Source organism: Bacillus sp. CCB-MMP212 (assembly GCF_022748145.1).
Taxonomy (GTDB): domain Bacteria; phylum Bacillota; class Bacilli; order Bacillales; family Bacillaceae_G; genus Bacillus_A; species Bacillus_A cereus.
The window spans coordinates 392,720-407,871 of sequence record NZ_JALDQE010000003.1 but is presented as its reverse complement, the minus strand read 5'-3'; the positions used below and the strand labels follow the sequence as shown (position 1 = coordinate 407,871).

Genomic DNA, 15,152 nt, shown 5'->3' with positions numbered 1-15,152 from the left:
TATATGAATGATACAAGCGTAAGGAGGGATTTCTTTCCTACTTGTAGAAAAAAAAAGAAACCAACCTACTCTAGGCTAGTTTCAAAGGAGAGTCAAACATATACGAGAAGATTACATGTTCATTATAAGTCTCATCACACGAGCAATGTAACCCTTTTCACAATTTGTACATAATGAAAGAAACATTGTTTGAACTTTCTAAAAAGATGTTGACTTTTCTTAATTTCCAACGATAAATAGTAGACACCGCAGCACTTTGAGACGTAAGATGGATATATAGTGAAATTTCCATCTATGGTGATTTCACCGAGTCTAACCTCTTATTTCTGCATATTAAAAACGGAAATACAGATAGATACAAAAAAATTATTATAAGAGGTGAAATTATGAACAAACAACATTTAATCGCATTAGACTTAGACGGTACTTTATTAACAGACAACAAAATAATTTCCACTCGAACGAAATATACAATTGCAAAAGCAAAGGAACAGGGACATATTGTTGTTATTTCAACAGGACGTCCATTCCGTGCTAGTTATGATTACTATAAAGAACTTGCTCTTAACACACCTATCGTAAACTTTAACGGTGCTTACGTACATCATCCTCTTGATTCAAGCTGGGGAACACATCACTCTCCTCTTGAGCTAGCAACAGCGCAAGAAATTGTACGAGCTTGCTTTGATTTCGGCGTAAAAAATATATACGCGGAAGTAATGGACGATGTGTATGTTCGTGAAATTGATGAAGATAAAAAACATATTTTCGAATTCGGCTCTCCTAAGATTTTTACGGGAGACTTATTAAATATTTTAAACGATCATCCAACTTGCTTATTAATTGACGCACATGACGAGCATTCTACTGCAATTCGTCAACATTTAACCGATATGCATGCGGAAGTAATCGACCATAGAAAATGGGGCGCACCTTGGCCGATTATTGAAATTGTGAAAAGCGGATTAAATAAAGCAGTTGGATTACAAAAAATTTCTAGTCATTACAACATTCCACAAGAGCGAATTATCGCTTTCGGTGACGAAGATAATGATTTTGAAATGATTGAATTTGCTGGTCACGGCATCGCAATGGGGAATGCCATCCCTGAATTAAAATCACTCGCAAACCATACGACGTTAACGAACGAAGAAGATGGTATCGCTTTATATTTAGAAGAGGTTCTTGGGTTGTAATCTAAAAATTCCCTACTTATAGTTTCCTGCCAAATGTCCATACTATAAGTAGACGCAAGAGACATCGCGTCGATTGTTTTCAGCTAAATAAAGGGGGTTTTTCGAATGGGTAAAAAGAACAAATCAAAGCGTTTTATCCAACAAGGAGCCGATGCTGTTATGAAGCATGATGCAAGATTCCCGTACAGAGGTACATTAGCTGAGGCAGAAAAGGCAAGAAGTAACTCTTCTTTTGGAGGGGTTTAAATGGGGAACTTACTATTCCAACAAGCTAGAGATGCTGTTGAAAATGCCGTATCTTGTTCAAGCGGTACTGAGCAACAAGATCTCGTATATAGAGCAAAAAATGCTTTGCAATCCGCTTACGCAAACTCTTCAACTGCTGAAAAAGTTCAGCTCCGTGAAATGCAAGAGCAATTGCAAAACATTACGAATGTACATTAAAAAAGAGGACCAACTTCGGTCCTCTTTAATCTTTCCGAAACAATCCGAACACCCCAACTGTTTGCAGTATATTTGTAAATGCACCTGGGTCCACTTGTTTAATAATCCTCTCCAATTCGTATAACTCGTAACGGGTAATAACCATCATTAACATTTCTTTATTTTCATTCGTATAAGCACCTGTTGCTGGTATCGTTGTAATTCCTCTTACTAATCGCGAGTGAATCGCCTTTCTTACGTCCGCCCCATTCTTCGTAACAATTAATGCTGTAATCTTTACATGACGAGTATGAATTGCATCAATAATTCTCGTCGATACATATAAAGTCACTAACGTATATAACGCTTTTTCCCATCCATATACATAGCCAGCAGCGATAATGATAATTGTATTAAAAAAGAAAAAGTATGTACCGACAGGCTTATCTTTTATTTTTGATAAAATCATAGCGATAATATCTAATCCACCTGTAGAAGCACCCCACTTTAAAGCAATCCCTACTCCAATTGCCGAAATAATCCCGCCAAAAATCGCATTTAATATGATATCATTCGAAACCGCTCTAACAGGGATGATTTCTAGAAACAAAGTCATAAATATAACACAAAGAAAACTAAAAAAGGTGAAGGCCTTTCCAACCTTTTTCCACGCTAAAATAACGACAGGAATATTAAATAAGCTAAACAATACTCCCGTAGATATGTGAATCGATAAAAAATCACCTAATATTTGTGATAATAATTGAGACAATCCAGCAAAGCCGCTCGCATACACTTTCGCTGGCGTTAAAAATAAATTCATCCCAATCGCGTTTAATAAACCTGCGATGATTACAACGATTAACTTCTTTATAAGTTCAGTATAATTCAACTTCAAATCCATTTCGAATCCACCTTTACCCTTCATAAATGCACCGCTATACATAGTCTTTACGAAAAAGGAAATGATAAACGTACAACGTTTAGAAATGGAGTTGATACATATGCCACATACGAGTGATAACGACAAAAAAGCACGCGATAATAATGCAAAACGCACACAAAAAAATGAGCAAGAGCAAAAAAATATTCAGCAAGGTAAACGTGCATACTCTAAAAAGACCGATCACCTTTGATCCCATCGTACATCAACAATTATGTTGATGTACTTTTTTACATTTTAAAGGAAAAAACATTAAAAATTCACTTCATGTTCACTTCTATATTCTACAATAGCGATAACATATTCGGATGAGGTGTTGGCATGAGAGGGAAACATATTTTCATTATTACTGCACTAATAAGTATATTGATGCTATCTGCTTGCGGACAAAAAAACGGCTCAGCTACAGTCGCCACAGCAACAGACTCGACTGTTACGAAGGACGACTTCGAAAAACAATTGAAAGATCGTTACGGAAAAGACATGCTATACGAAATGATGGCACAAGACGTCATCACAAAAAAATATAAAGTACCTGATGAAGAGGTAAATAAAGAAGTAGAAAAAGTAAAAAAACAATATGGAGATCAATTCAAAAAAGTATTAGAAAACAATCGTTTAAAAGATGAAGAGGATTTCAAAAATCAAATTAAGTTCAAACTTGCTATGAATGAAGCGATTAAGAAAAGCATTACAGAAAAAGACGTAAAAGATCACTATAAGCCAGAAATTAAAGCGAGTCACATTTTAGTAAGTGACGAAAATGAAGCGAAAGAAATAAAGAGTAAATTAGATGCTGGTGCTTCATTTGAAGAATTAGCAAAACAAGAATCACAAGATCTACTATCAAAAGATAAAGGTGGAGACCTTGGATACTTCAATTCAGGTACAATGGCTCCTGAATTCGAAACCGCTGCCTACAAACTAAATGTTGGACAAATTAGCAATCCCGTAAAATCATCAAACGGTTATCACGTTATTAAATTAACTGATAAAAAAGATCTAAAACCTTACGATGAGGTAAAAAACTCTATTCGCAAAAACTTAGAGGAAGAACGTACTGCTGATCCTGCATTCAGCCAAAAATTATTACAAGAGGAATTAAAAAAGGCGAATATTAAAATAAATGATGGTGATTTGAAAGATACATTTACTCTTGTTTCACCGCAAGGAAATTAAAAAAGCACAACCTTATCTTTTTACATAAGGTTGTGCTTTTTAATCTTCCATCAATATTCCCAACTTTTTCTTCAAGCTTTTGTAATGCCAATTGATGTGATCTAATTCTATCTCCACTTCAATTAGCGCATCTATTAAGTCTTCTTTAGACTGTTGTGAGTTCATAATATTTTCAAGCAATTTTTCAAAACTTTTACTACTCTCATATATATCATTTAAATCCACCGCTAATAGTTCACGTTCTTTTTCAGTGGATAATACGGAAAGTCGTTTTATTAATTTTTCTAGTACATTATCTTGCATTATCATAACTCCCTTTTCCTCATGGATTGCTTCTATTACCGTCATAGAAGAATAAGTAATTTTAAATAAAAAAGTGTATCCCAAAATTAAACTAACTGTTTAAATTTTGAGATACACTGAATCAACTTTACTTTATTTTTCTTTTTCAAAAATACTAGCTAAGAAGAAAATAATACCCAGAAAAATTACAATTAACGTGTTAATTGTGTAACCAAAGAACGACATATATGAAGTAAAACTTACTAGAATTGTATATATGAGACATACTACTAACACTATTACAGCTCGATAGTTTTTCCTTTTTAACATAAACACCGATGCAGCTATAATAAAAACAACATTATATATACCAATTATTATATGTGTCGTCTCCATTTTACTAATCTATCTCCTTCTTTTCTTAGAATTAGTTTTTTTCGGTCTATACTCCGTATACCCTTTTTTATATCCTTTATAATATCCATCTACATAAACTACCAAGTCCGGGATCAGTCCTATTCCCCCAACAGCTTTACTGCCAACAAAAAATGCTCCTTTAACCGCTGATTTCACTGTATTTTTTATGATTTGCTGTTTTGCAACACGCTGTCCAGGAGATAAGTTTGCAATTTTCTTTTTCGAGTTATTTTTAGATGTTTTCCATCCATAATTTGCCCCCACACCAAAAGTTAGCAACTTATTCATTACATTTCCAAACCCAACAAATCCTGCATAACTATCTCTTACCGCAATCAACCCAGACTTAACTCCCTTAACATGTGCATATGCTGTCCGATTATTATGATACGGCATCGGCGTCGTACCCCAAAAGCGATATGCCCAATGCCCATCCGGATCCACCATCATCACCGGATTATTATCACCATACGTATACCCATTCTGCGTCACTGGATCATCACTATCACCCGGATCTGGATCCACCGATAAGAACACACCATGGTCTGGGTTATAGTATCTCGCGATCAAGTAATACATACCAATCTCTTTATCATACATGTATCCCGCATATCCGAATGGGTTGTCTGCTGCGATTCCTTTTGCTTCGCTCTTTAAGACGTTACCCCATGCATCATATTCATAGCTTGCGACTATTTGTCCATCTTTGTCGGTCATTGCTATTACGTCACCGCGCGGGTTGTAGTGGTAGTATACCGATTGATCTTGGATTTTCATTGCTAGGCGGACGCCGTCTTTGTTGTAAACGTATTGACGGAGGACTTTTCCGTTCCCGTCTGTTTCGTATAGCGGGTTAATGCTGTCACCATCGTAGAAGTAACGGGTTACTTGTCCGTTTACGTTCTTTTCACCTTTGCTCATTAAGGCAACAATTTGATTTATCTCGTCCTATATAAGTAAGTAAGGACATAAAGTTATGTCCCTACTTACTATCATCGTACTTCCAATCATTGATTCCGCTGAGTGCCTTTTTCTCAATTTAAACATTAAGGGTGTTCTCTCGTTTCTTTATATTCATCAATAATATATCCCGAATAGGTAGTAGCTTGCCTTTCATATCCAATTTTAGTTAAATTAATATCATTAATCCATTGGAAATAATGGGTCAGCTCATGAGCAATAGTAACCAGATAATATCCTAATGCATCATCTTTTCCATTTTTTTTTAACGTTTCATAATAATCACCTGTTGAAATACGAATATATGGCTCATCATTTCGATTAAATGGCTCAAAGAAAGTTCCATAGACTAGCTCTCCATCCATCGCTTTAATTTTACATGCAGATTTCACATATATCGGTACTCTAATAGGGAAATAATACTCTTGTCGTAACCATTTACAAAATTCTTTAATTGCTCTTCTTACCTCAGGATCAACATCTTTATCAAACTTTAATCTTAATCCTGTACGGTGGCTCTTGTCTTCTAAATTATAATATTTCTGCCAATTTGTCAGTGTCCAAATATGCATATAATCATCCTAATTATTTTATATTTTTAATACTGTCAGCGTTGTAAAAATTCAAGACACAGTGTAAAAGCTATCACAATTTTATACATAAAATGAAACTTTAATCAGTGATGATCTTACTGCCCGGCAAATAGCAGGATAGGCAGTACAAACACTGCGATAAATCTCTTATATTCTTTTAGCCTTTTTAATGAATCACATAAGAAATACTACAATCAAAATCTCACTTAAAAAACTATATAATAATTAACCATATATTTTTAAAACTTTATAACATACCTCTTCTATAACTTTAGTTTCCATCCTGCCTACTTCTTTCACAATATCTACCTTATAGAGCGAATACATTATTAAAAATAAAAAGAACTATCCCTTCTCTTAAAAATTCAGAGAAAGAATAGTTCTTTTTTCATTTACTTTATTTCTTAAAGTAAGTCCAACCTTCTTCTTGGTAAACTTTTTCTTCTTTCATCAATTTACCAAGTGCGCGCTTAAATGCAGCTTTACTCATGTTAAAGCGTTCTTTAATATCTTCCGGATGGCTCTTATCCCAAAACGGCATTGCTCCGCCTCGTTCTTCCATATATGCATAAATTACTGCAGCATCGTCTTCCATTCCTTCTTCTTTACGAGGAAGAAGTGAAATGTTAATTGTACCATCATCTTTCACGTCAATAATACGGCCCGTTACACGCTCACCGATGCGGACTTGTTCTTTTCTTTCTGTATGGTGTAAGAAAGCACGGAAATGCTCATCAGTTAGTATGAATGAACCAACTTGAAGCGAACGATATACACGTCCATTTACGTTTTTATTACGCATAGATGGCGTTGCATCTACGATAATTTCTTGCATATCACTGTCTCTTGCCGGAAGAGCAATTAAACGCTCACGATTCGTTAATTTTAACGTACAATATAATTCGTCTCCAACTTCTGGCCATACCGGCATATAAATTGGGAATTCATCAGCTGGAATTAGTATATCTTTTGATACACCAATATCAACAAACACACCTAAACTAGGAATGACTTCTACAACCTTTACCCAGTTCCAATCATAAGTTGTAATAATCGGTTCCTTCATTGTTGCTGAAATACGATTTTGGTGATCAAGGTATAAGAATACATCAATCGTATCACCTTCTTCAATTTCTCCAGCTACTTCGTTTTTATGTAGGAAAATTTCTTCTTCTTCATTCCCAACCATATATCCGATTTCCGTTTCGCGTAAAACAGTTACCTGTTCAATCGATCCTATTTGCAAATACATATTTTTTAATTCCCTTCTATATATATAAAATTATCTTTTTTATCATTCCAAACAAAAGTTAATTATAACATGATTTTTCCTGTATTTGTCCAACTGCCCAAAATTCACTATAATAAAATGAGGTTCCATGAATATAAGTACGAAAACACTTAAGTCTAGACTCGTTTTCAGCTATACTTTAGTATGTACAGTACATAACAAGATTAGAAATTTATTTGGAGGTGCTAACTATGGCAAAAGATAGTTCTTTTGACATCGTTTCGAAAGTAGAATTACCTGAAGTAACAAACGCAATTAATATCGCATTAAAAGAAATCCAAAACCGATATGACTTTAAAGGAAGTAAAAGTGATATTAAATTAGAAAAAGAAGTACTAGTTTTAACTTCTGACGACGAGTTCAAATTAGACCAAGTAAAAGACGTTTTAATTTCTAAACTTGTAAAACGTAACGTTCCAATTAAGAACTTAGATTACGGAAAAGTTGAAGCTGCAACTGGCAACACTGTTCGCCAACGTGCAACACTTCAACAAGGTATCGATAAAGATAACGCTAAAAAAATTAACAACATCATTAAAGAAATGAAATTAAAAGTAAAAACACAAGTACAAGACGATCAAGTACGTGTTACAGCGAAAAGCCGTGATGACTTACAAGCCGTAATCGCAGCTGTTCGTAGCGCTGATTTACCAATCGACGTACAGTTCATTAACTACCGCTAAAAAGAAAACTCCTCTTAATTAGAGGAGTTTTCTTTTTGTCTTGTAGAGACAATATTACAAGAACAAACCATAGAAAAAAGGGTATGTGCGGTAAAAATCGCTAAGTAAATTGAAAATGAGGAAAAGACACCTCAAGACGTTTCCCCCTTCGATTTGAATTACTTTTCTTAGTAAATACACCCTAGACCAAAGTCATCTTAAAAATCGCTGTAACTCATAATTCCTCTCCCCGTCAAAACGTAACAATTTATGAGTATAAGAATATTTCCCAACCTTTAATGTAATGTAAAATTAATAAGGAACTTAAAAAATGTTAATTAAAAAAGAGTTAGAAGTGGTTATATGAAGAAATTAATACTATGGTTTTTATTGGCCACATTCTCCCTAAATACTGTAGGATGTTCTAATAATACAAATACACTAACGGATAAGTCTAACTGTATCAGCAAAGCTTGGTACAAAAAAACTATGTCATGTAATCATTTAAAAAAACATTAAATAGTTAATAATAAAGGTCATAAAAAAAAGACACCTCAAAGTGCCTTCCTCCGACTTGAATCATCTCAATCTTAACAATATTTGGATGTAATTAAAAAGAAGCATAAATTGTTAATAAAGATGCAGACTTCAAAATAAAAAGTACACTAAGTAAACTCTTATTCAAAAATTTATATTAAACACTAATATTTTAGAAGCAAGTTTATAAGTGTAAAACCTACAGGGATTTCCCCTGTAGGTTTTATTATATTTCAAGTAATTTCCAAATGTATTATGAGTGGCTTTTTTCAGTTTGGTTTTCAAAATATTTTTCTTTAACCATTTTTATCAGATTTTCTTTTTCTGTTAGTTCAAATATAAATAATGCTTTTTTCATGTTATTTGCAATATCTTCTTCATTCTGTTGTTTAAATCTTAATAAATTCCATCCTTTTAAATAGTAAAGTTCACCTAATAAGTATAGAGTATTTAGATTAATAGCTAATTTGATGCCCTTATCAATGTATTTTACCGCTTCTTCATATTGATAGGTCATACCTAAACATTTCGCTAAATTAAAAATGATTTTTAATTTAATCGCTTTATCTCTCGGAAAATCTAACTTATTAAAATTAGTTAAACATCTTCCTAATATAGTAATACTTTTATCATATTCTTTATTTTCCGCATAAAATATAGACATTGTCTGCATAATATCTATTTCTCTTTCTGATAAAAAATCAACATTGGTTAAAGTTAGTTTTAATGCATTATTTAAAAGCTTTAAAGCAGTTTTTATGGATCTGTTCACCTCAAATACAGCAATTGCTTCATGCCATAGGAGAAATTGTTTATCTTCTTTTGCCTGAAAATTTTTTTCATCTTTCTCTTTTTTCACTATTCCATACAGTTCTTTATATTGTTTTTTAAGCAATCTTTTATTACACATTATTGTTTGTTTCAAAGGTCTTTCTCTATCCGTATTGAAACAAAAACGGGTTAGGAAGAAACTTTCTCCCTAACCTGGCCCCACCGAACAAACTTACAAATACAATAAGAAGACATGAACATAGAGCGAATAATTTCTCATCTCATCTACGCTTCCTTTTAACTGCAATTAGAAACGCAATAAATAATACATTCACACCAACGATTAAGGAGATAAATAACCAATTCACACCTGTTTCTCTGTTAACTTTATACACATTTGATTCTTCACGCTTTAAAACGAGATAAAATTTTCCGTTTTCCTCTCTTATAATTTCATCCTGCAACAATCCTCTTAACTCTTTTTTTTCACCAATTGCACTTGCAGGTAAGGAGACTTTTTGTGTTTCTTTCGTATTATTAATTGCTACTAAAGTTACTTCATCTTTATATTTTCGTGTTAGTATGCTCATCCCGCTCTTATCATACAGAAGCTCAAACGTACCACGTCGTAAAGACGGTCTCGCCTGCCTAAGTTCACCTAGTTTTGTTATGTGCTGCATAAATTTTTCGTCTGACTTAAAATCCATTAATCGTCTATTATCGGGTACACTTCCTCCATCTAATGCAATTTCAGTTCCGTAATAAAAATTCGGAATTCCAGGTGATGTTAACAAATATGTAAGCGCCAGTTTTAAACGTGATGGCGGATAATACATATTTTCTTTTGCAATACGCGCATATCTTTTTGTTTCTTGATCATCTAAAAACGTAACAAATTCCCCTTCTTTTTTACTCACATCGTATAACGATTTCACCGATACATCCGCTTTGGAAAACGATTCTACTATTTTTTCGTTGTATTCACTATCCTCCTTTGTCATAATACGAAAATCTTTCTTTATCACTTGCATATCTTTTTGCGCGTTATCCCAAAAGGAACGCGGCTTTTTTTCACTATGTATAACATAACTTCCATCTAAATCAACTTCTTTTATCCACCATTTCACTGCATCAATTACCTGTTGTTCGTTTTCTCCAAGCGGAAATTGAAATACAACTTTCATTCCTTTTGCATGAGCTTCTCTTACAAGTTCTTTCACATCATTTTCTGTCCCGAAATGTTCATTTACCTTTTTAAAATTTCGCACGTCTACTCCATCGTACTTTCCACTTTCAAAAAGCGGCGAAAGCATAACGGTAGTAAAACCCATTTCGTTTATGTAATCCAACCTTTTTATAATTCCTCTTATATCCCCACCTTGATACCCTTCTAAATTACCAACTTCTAACTGTTTGTCATTTTTCGGTTCTCCATTATTGAAGCGATCAATCATAATGGAATAGATAACTTCGTCTCGCCACTCTCTTTTTTCGTCTGCAAAAGTATGTATTGGTACAAACAAAACAACAGCTAAGCAAAAACAAATGAATAGTTTCCTAGTCCGTATTTTTCCCACACGCATCCCCCAAGTTTTTTAATTGTAAGAATATTATACCAATTTTCCGAATGAAACGCATATGTCGATTTCAACCCTCACAAAATAATACATGTTAGGTTTTCTAACATCACGTATATATTTTTCTGAATTTTTAGTTGATTTTTAGTTCAATTTCGAATATGATATGAAACATAACAAAATGATGTTATTTTTTATAACATTACAGGAGGGGAAATCATGAATATGGGAGATACGGTTTTTATGTTTGTGACGACAGTAATGGTCATGTTGATGACACCAGGATTGGCACTTTTTTATGGAGGTATGGTTCGCAGCAAAAATGTACTCAGTACAACGATGCATAGTTATAGCGCAATGGCTATCGTTTCGATTCAATGGATTGTTATCGGCTATTCTTTATCATTCGGACCAGATTGGCACGGGATTATCGGTACACTTGATTGGTTCGGGCTAAACGGAGTTACCTACGCACCAAATCCAGACTACTCATCTACTATTCCTCACAATTTATTCATGATGTTTCAACTCATGTTCGCCATTTTAACTCCAGCTTTAATTTCAGGTGCATTCGCTGAAAGAATGCGATTTTCTGCCTTTCTTATTTTTATCCTTCTATGGACAACGATCGTTTACAATCCTGTCGCTCATTGGGTATGGGGCGTCGGCGGGTGGCTAAGGGAACTTGGGGCACTAGACTTCGCTGGCGGAAACGTCGTTCACATCACTTCCGGAGTTGCTGGTCTTGTATTAGCTATTTTCCTTGGAAAACGAAAAAACATAAATGGTTCTTCTCCTCACCATTTGCCATTTACAATGTTAGGCGCAGGCTTATTATGGTTTGGCTGGTTCGGTTTTAACGTCGGCAGCGCATTATCCTTAAACGACGTAGCTTTAACTGCATTTATTAATACAAATATAGCCGCTGCTGCCTCCGCTCTAACTTGGATGCTTTCTGAATGGTTCTTCCAATCAAAACCGACTGCGATGGGAGCTGCTTGCGGAGTTGTTGCTGGTCTAGTCGCTATTACACCAGCTTGCGGGTTCGTTACACCTTTCTCAGCTCTTCTTATCGGAGCAATTGGCGGCGTATTATGCTTCGGAGCGGTCTTTTTCTTAAAAACAAAATTCGGATACGACGATACACTCGATGCATTCGGATGTCACGGCATCGGTGGAACTTGGGGCGGTATTGCAACAGGACTATTTGCAACTACTACCGTAAACGGGGATGGTGCGAACGGATTATTTTACGGAAATGCCGCTTTACTGTTTAAACAACTTATAGCGATTGGCGCAACATATGCATTCACGATCATCATGACGTATGCCATTATTAAAGCGATTAACTTCTTCCTCCCTGTTCGGGTAGATGAGCACGAGGAACATATGGGACTTGATATTTCGATGCATGGTGAGAAAGCTTATGAACATGCAGAGCGAGCAAACTAAAAAAGAGATGCAATCTATTAGTAATAGATTGCATCTCTTTTTTGCGCACCGGGCAACATACCCCACCTAGTATAACTGGAAATATATTAACGGTTTTTTGGATATATCAACGATTTTTCAAATATATCGATTGTTTCTTTCAATATATCAACGTTTCGACACAACATATCGATTTACCAACAAATTCCGACATAACGAAACTGAAGAATACCCGCGTGTAACTTTACACATAAAAAAGACGACCGTTTCATAACGGTCGTCTTTTCCTATTTATTTCGGAGCATTTCCTACATATTGCGTAATATCAACATTTAATGCCTGCGCTAAACGCATACCGTATTCTTGATCTGCACGGAAGAAGTTACAAACAGCTAATAATTTTGTGCGTTCATTTACGTCTTTTAGATCATTTGTTAAGTTTGCAATTAAGTTATCTTGCTCTTCTTTAGAGAATGAACGGTAACGCTCACCTGCTTGTTTGAAGTCATTTGGTTTCTCGATTTTTTCACGAGATACATAGCCTTCTACTTTCATAGTTGAATCGCGGTAAGCTGAGTCTTCAACTGAATTCTCTGCATGACGGCTCGGTTCGTAGTTGATTGTAGATGGGTTTTGATTCACTTGCATCGCACCATCACGTTGTTGATTATGAACAGCTGCGTATGGGCAGTTTACAGGAATTTGTAAGTAATTTGCACCAAGACGATAACGCTGTGTATCTGGGTAAGAGAATAAACGACCTTGTAATAATTTATCTTCCGATGGCTCAATACCATTTACAGTTGCACTTGGAGAGAACGCTACTTGTTCTACTTCTGCAAAGAAGTTTTTCGGATTACGATTTAACGTCATTGTCCCTACTTCCATTAATGGGAAGCGATCTTCTGGCCACACTTTCGTTGGATCTAGTGGATCAAAGTCTAAAGAGTCCATTTCATCTAATTGCATAACTTGTACGTGTAAATCCCATTTCGGGTGATTTCCTTTTTCGATTGCGTCGAACAAGTCACGAGTTGCATGATTGAAGTCTTTCCCTTGTACTTCTTGCACTTCTTTCGCATTTAAGTTACGTACACCTTGCTGTGGTTTCCAGTGGTATTTAATATAAACAATTTTACCTTCTTCATTAATCCATTTAAATGAATGGACGCCGAAACCTTCCATTTCACGATAACTTGCTGGTGTACCGTAATCAGAAAATACCCATGTCATCATGTGTGTAGATTCTGGAGTTAACGTCATGAAATCCCAGTAACGATCTGGCGTTTGAATATTCGTATCAGGTGCTGGTTTTAAAGAATGTACCATATCAGGGAATTTAATTGCATCACGAATGAAGAAAACCGGTAAATGATTACCTACGATATCGTAGTTTCCTTCTTCTGTATAAAATTTAACAGCGAACCCACGTGGGTCACGTGCTGTTTCAGGAGAACCTTGACCATGAATAACCGTTGAAAAACGAACAAATACAGGCGTTTCAGTTCCTTCATTTTGTAAAAATGCCGCTTTCGTATATTGCTTCATACTATTTTTCGTTACGAATACACCGTGAGCACCTGCACCACGTGCATGCACAACACGCTCCGGAATACGTTCACGATCAAAGTGCGCAAGTTTTTCTACTAAATGATAGTCTTCTAATAATACTGGTCCACGACGACCAGCTGTACGAGAATTTTGGTTATCTCCAACTGGAGCACCTTGGTTTGTTGTTAAGCGATTATTTGGATTCATCTAGGGGGATCCTCCTCTTTTTTAATAGTAATTATTATTTATTTAAAATTATTATAAACTAATTATTATTCAAAACTAAATCTTTGTCAACTATTTCCTTCACTTTTTTGGAAACAATTTCAGCCAAACAGTCGATAAATGCTGATTGTGCATTCGGCATATTTGGTCTAAAATATTTGGCATTTAATTCATCAGTTACAACTTTACATTCATAATCGTTGTCATATAAAACTTCTAAATGCTCCGCTACAAAACCAACTGGGCAATATATGAAAGATTCGTACCCATGCTCTTCATATAAATCTTTCGTTAAATCTTGCACATCTGGACCAATCCATGGATCGGGAGTATTCCCAGCACTTTGCCAACCAATTGTATAGTTTTGAATATTTGCAGCTTCTGCAATTAAATCTGCCGTATACTTTAGTTGTTCTACATATGGGTCTCCTGCTGCAATAATCTTTTCTGGCAAACTATGCGCTGAGAAAATTACGACTGCTTTCTCTTTATCATCAATTTCTGTAAACGTTTCTTTTATTTGGTCTGCCCAATACGAAATAAACTTCGGCTCATCGTACCATTGTTCAATTGGTTCAATAACAGGACCACCGATTTCTTTTGAAAGACGAATAGCACGGTCATTATACGCTTTAATGCTAAATGTAGAATAGTGCGGCGCTAATACGATACTAATCGCCTGCTCAATTCCATCTCGCTTCATTTCCTCTACAGCATCTTCTATAAATGGCGCAGTATGTTTTAAACCTAAGTAACAAGTAAATTCATACTCTGTAAATATGTTATTCATTGAATCTGTTAATTTATGCGCCTGCTCTTTCGTAATTTTTGCAAGCGGCGAAATTCCACCAATCGCTTTATAGCGCCCAATTAAATCTTCAAGCGCTTCTTCTGACGGCTTACGCCCGTGACGGATATGTGTATAATATGCCTCTACATCGTCTAATGATTCTGGTGTTCCATACGCCATTACGAGTAAACCTATTTTTTTCTTTGTCATCTATATAACACCTCAATTTTATAAATGAGAATCCTTTTCAGAACGTTTGTTTCCAATTATAACAAGCAATAATAAATACGTCAAAATAATAATTCTAATTAAGTATTATTTATA

Annotated in this window: 15 protein-coding genes and 2 pseudogenes; 7 read left to right on the top strand and 10 right to left on the bottom strand. The window is 35.0% G+C overall.

All coding sequences use genetic code 11. From position 1 onward, the window contains the following. The first annotated feature begins 386 nt into the window (after nucleotides 1-386). The 3 genes from MRP26_RS10485 (at nucleotide 387) to MRP26_RS10475 (ending at nucleotide 1,640) form a co-directional block, all read left to right on the top strand. The gene (locus MRP26_RS10485) at nucleotides 387-1,196 is read left to right on the top strand and encodes a Cof-type HAD-IIB family hydrolase (protein ID WP_242806137.1); all 810 of its coding nucleotides are present in this window, start codon (nucleotides 387-389) and stop codon (nucleotides 1,194-1,196) included. A 105-nt stretch (nucleotides 1,197-1,301) separates the two neighbouring features. After that, nucleotides 1,302-1,442, top strand: coding sequence for a hypothetical protein (locus tag MRP26_RS10480; RefSeq protein WP_000516816.1), 141 nt, complete (start codon nucleotides 1,302-1,304; stop codon nucleotides 1,440-1,442). Beyond that, complete coding sequence (locus tag MRP26_RS10475) at nucleotides 1,443-1,640, top strand: DUF3813 domain-containing protein (RefSeq protein WP_000527408.1); 198 nt, start codon at nucleotides 1,443-1,445, stop codon at nucleotides 1,638-1,640. Between the two features lie 25 nt (nucleotides 1,641-1,665). On the opposite strand, the gene MRP26_RS10470 is transcribed toward MRP26_RS10475, so the two are convergent. Then, nucleotides 1,666-2,523 carry a YitT family protein gene (locus MRP26_RS10470; RefSeq protein ID WP_242806136.1) on the bottom strand — a complete coding sequence of 286 codons (858 nt, stop codon included), beginning with the start codon at nucleotides 2,521-2,523 and terminating at the stop codon, nucleotides 1,666-1,668. A 100-nt stretch (nucleotides 2,524-2,623) separates the two neighbouring features. On the opposite strand from MRP26_RS10470, the gene MRP26_RS10465 reads away from it, so the two are divergent. Both MRP26_RS10465 and prsA read left to right on the top strand, forming a co-directional pair. Then, nucleotides 2,624-2,755, top strand: a complete 132-nt coding sequence (locus tag MRP26_RS10465) for a DUF3941 domain-containing protein (RefSeq protein ID WP_001120851.1) — start codon at nucleotides 2,624-2,626, stop codon at nucleotides 2,753-2,755. Between the two features lie 128 nt (nucleotides 2,756-2,883). Then, a complete protein-coding gene (gene prsA / locus MRP26_RS10460) occupies nucleotides 2,884-3,741 on the top strand; it encodes a peptidylprolyl isomerase PrsA (protein WP_069355207.1) in 858 nt (285 codons plus the stop codon). Nucleotides 3,742-3,780: 39 nt separating this feature from the next. On the opposite strand, the gene MRP26_RS10455 is transcribed toward prsA, so the two are convergent. The 5 genes and pseudogenes from MRP26_RS10455 to MRP26_RS10435 form a co-directional block, all read right to left on the bottom strand. Further along, complete coding sequence (locus MRP26_RS10455) at nucleotides 3,781-4,044, bottom strand: hypothetical protein (RefSeq protein ID WP_053565029.1); 264 nt, start codon at nucleotides 4,042-4,044, stop codon at nucleotides 3,781-3,783. Nucleotides 4,045-4,176: 132 nt separating this feature from the next. Further along, the gene (locus MRP26_RS10450) at nucleotides 4,177-4,419 is read right to left on the bottom strand and encodes a hypothetical protein (protein WP_000450402.1); all 243 of its coding nucleotides are present in this window, start codon (nucleotides 4,417-4,419) and stop codon (nucleotides 4,177-4,179) included. Between the two features lie 9 nt (nucleotides 4,420-4,428). Then, nucleotides 4,429-5,388, bottom strand: a pseudogene (locus MRP26_RS10445) (RHS repeat domain-containing protein); the annotation flags it as partial. A 98-nt stretch (nucleotides 5,389-5,486) separates the two neighbouring features. Continuing rightward, a complete protein-coding gene (locus tag MRP26_RS10440) occupies nucleotides 5,487-5,972 on the bottom strand; it encodes a hypothetical protein (RefSeq protein ID WP_000548430.1) in 486 nt (161 codons plus the stop codon). A gap of 418 nt (nucleotides 5,973-6,390) precedes the next feature. Beyond that, entirely contained in the window at nucleotides 6,391-7,245 is an 855-nt protein-coding gene (locus tag MRP26_RS10435; protein WP_078400953.1) for a CvfB family protein, read from the bottom strand. Between the two features lie 230 nt (nucleotides 7,246-7,475). On the opposite strand from MRP26_RS10435, the gene MRP26_RS10430 reads away from it, so the two are divergent. Beyond that, entirely contained in the window at nucleotides 7,476-7,967 is a 492-nt protein-coding gene (locus tag MRP26_RS10430; protein ID WP_001040146.1) for a YajQ family cyclic di-GMP-binding protein, read from the top strand. Nucleotides 7,968-8,736: 769 nt separating this feature from the next. On the opposite strand, the pseudogene MRP26_RS10425 reads toward MRP26_RS10430, so the two are convergent. Together MRP26_RS10425 and MRP26_RS10420 are read right to left on the bottom strand one after the other, a co-directional pair. Next, nucleotides 8,737-9,372: pseudogene (locus MRP26_RS10425) on the bottom strand (transcriptional regulator); the annotation flags it as partial. Nucleotides 9,373-9,535: 163 nt separating this feature from the next. Further along, a complete protein-coding gene (locus MRP26_RS10420; protein WP_069355205.1) occupies nucleotides 9,536-10,837 on the bottom strand; it encodes an alpha-amylase family glycosyl hydrolase in 1,302 nt (433 codons plus the stop codon). A 213-nt stretch (nucleotides 10,838-11,050) separates the two neighbouring features. On the opposite strand from MRP26_RS10420, the gene MRP26_RS10415 reads away from it, so the two are divergent. After that, a complete protein-coding gene (locus MRP26_RS10415) occupies nucleotides 11,051-12,283 on the top strand; it encodes an ammonium transporter (RefSeq protein ID WP_197242086.1) in 1,233 nt (410 codons plus the stop codon). A 270-nt stretch (nucleotides 12,284-12,553) separates the two neighbouring features. On the opposite strand, the gene katB is transcribed toward MRP26_RS10415, so the two are convergent. Both katB and hemH read right to left on the bottom strand, forming a co-directional pair. Further along, nucleotides 12,554-14,020 carry a catalase KatB gene (gene katB, locus MRP26_RS10410; RefSeq protein ID WP_197242085.1) on the bottom strand — a complete coding sequence of 489 codons (1,467 nt, stop codon included), beginning with the start codon at nucleotides 14,018-14,020 and terminating at the stop codon, nucleotides 12,554-12,556. A gap of 58 nt (nucleotides 14,021-14,078) precedes the next feature. Then, on the bottom strand, nucleotides 14,079-15,038 hold the full coding sequence (hemH, locus tag MRP26_RS10405; protein WP_069355203.1) for a ferrochelatase: 960 nt from the start codon (nucleotides 15,036-15,038) through the stop codon (nucleotides 14,079-14,081). Nucleotides 15,039-15,152: the final 114 nt, after the last annotated feature.

Excerpts from the sequence above, each read along its gene's own strand:
- MRP26_RS10480 (WP_000516816.1), top strand. The coding sequence starts at position 1,302 with ATGGGTAAAAAGAACAAATCAAAGCGTTTTATCCAACAAGGAGCCGAT.
- MRP26_RS10435 (WP_078400953.1), bottom strand. The coding sequence starts at position 7,245 with ATGTATTTGCAAATAGGATCGATTGAACAGGTAACTGTTTTACGCGAA.
- MRP26_RS10420 (WP_069355205.1), bottom strand. The coding sequence starts at position 10,837 with ATGCGTGTGGGAAAAATACGGACTAGGAAACTATTCATTTGTTTTTGC.
- MRP26_RS10485 (WP_242806137.1), top strand. The coding sequence starts at position 387 with ATGAACAAACAACATTTAATCGCATTAGACTTAGACGGTACTTTATTA.
- MRP26_RS10470 (WP_242806136.1), bottom strand. The coding sequence starts at position 2,523 with ATGGATTTGAAGTTGAATTATACTGAACTTATAAAGAAGTTAATCGTT.
- prsA (WP_069355207.1), top strand. The coding sequence starts at position 2,884 with ATGAGAGGGAAACATATTTTCATTATTACTGCACTAATAAGTATATTG.
- MRP26_RS10430 (WP_001040146.1), top strand. The coding sequence starts at position 7,476 with ATGGCAAAAGATAGTTCTTTTGACATCGTTTCGAAAGTAGAATTACCT.
- MRP26_RS10440 (WP_000548430.1), bottom strand. The coding sequence starts at position 5,972 with ATGCATATTTGGACACTGACAAATTGGCAGAAATATTATAATTTAGAA.
- MRP26_RS10465 (WP_001120851.1), top strand. The coding sequence starts at position 2,624 with ATGCCACATACGAGTGATAACGACAAAAAAGCACGCGATAATAATGCA.
- MRP26_RS10415 (WP_197242086.1), top strand. The coding sequence starts at position 11,051 with ATGAATATGGGAGATACGGTTTTTATGTTTGTGACGACAGTAATGGTC.
- MRP26_RS10455 (WP_053565029.1), bottom strand. The coding sequence starts at position 4,044 with ATGCAAGATAATGTACTAGAAAAATTAATAAAACGACTTTCCGTATTA.
- MRP26_RS10450 (WP_000450402.1), bottom strand. The coding sequence starts at position 4,419 with ATGGAGACGACACATATAATAATTGGTATATATAATGTTGTTTTTATT.
- hemH (WP_069355203.1), bottom strand. The coding sequence starts at position 15,038 with ATGACAAAGAAAAAAATAGGTTTACTCGTAATGGCGTATGGAACACCA.
- MRP26_RS10475 (WP_000527408.1), top strand. The coding sequence starts at position 1,443 with ATGGGGAACTTACTATTCCAACAAGCTAGAGATGCTGTTGAAAATGCC.
- katB (WP_197242085.1), bottom strand. The coding sequence starts at position 14,020 with ATGAATCCAAATAATCGCTTAACAACAAACCAAGGTGCTCCAGTTGGA.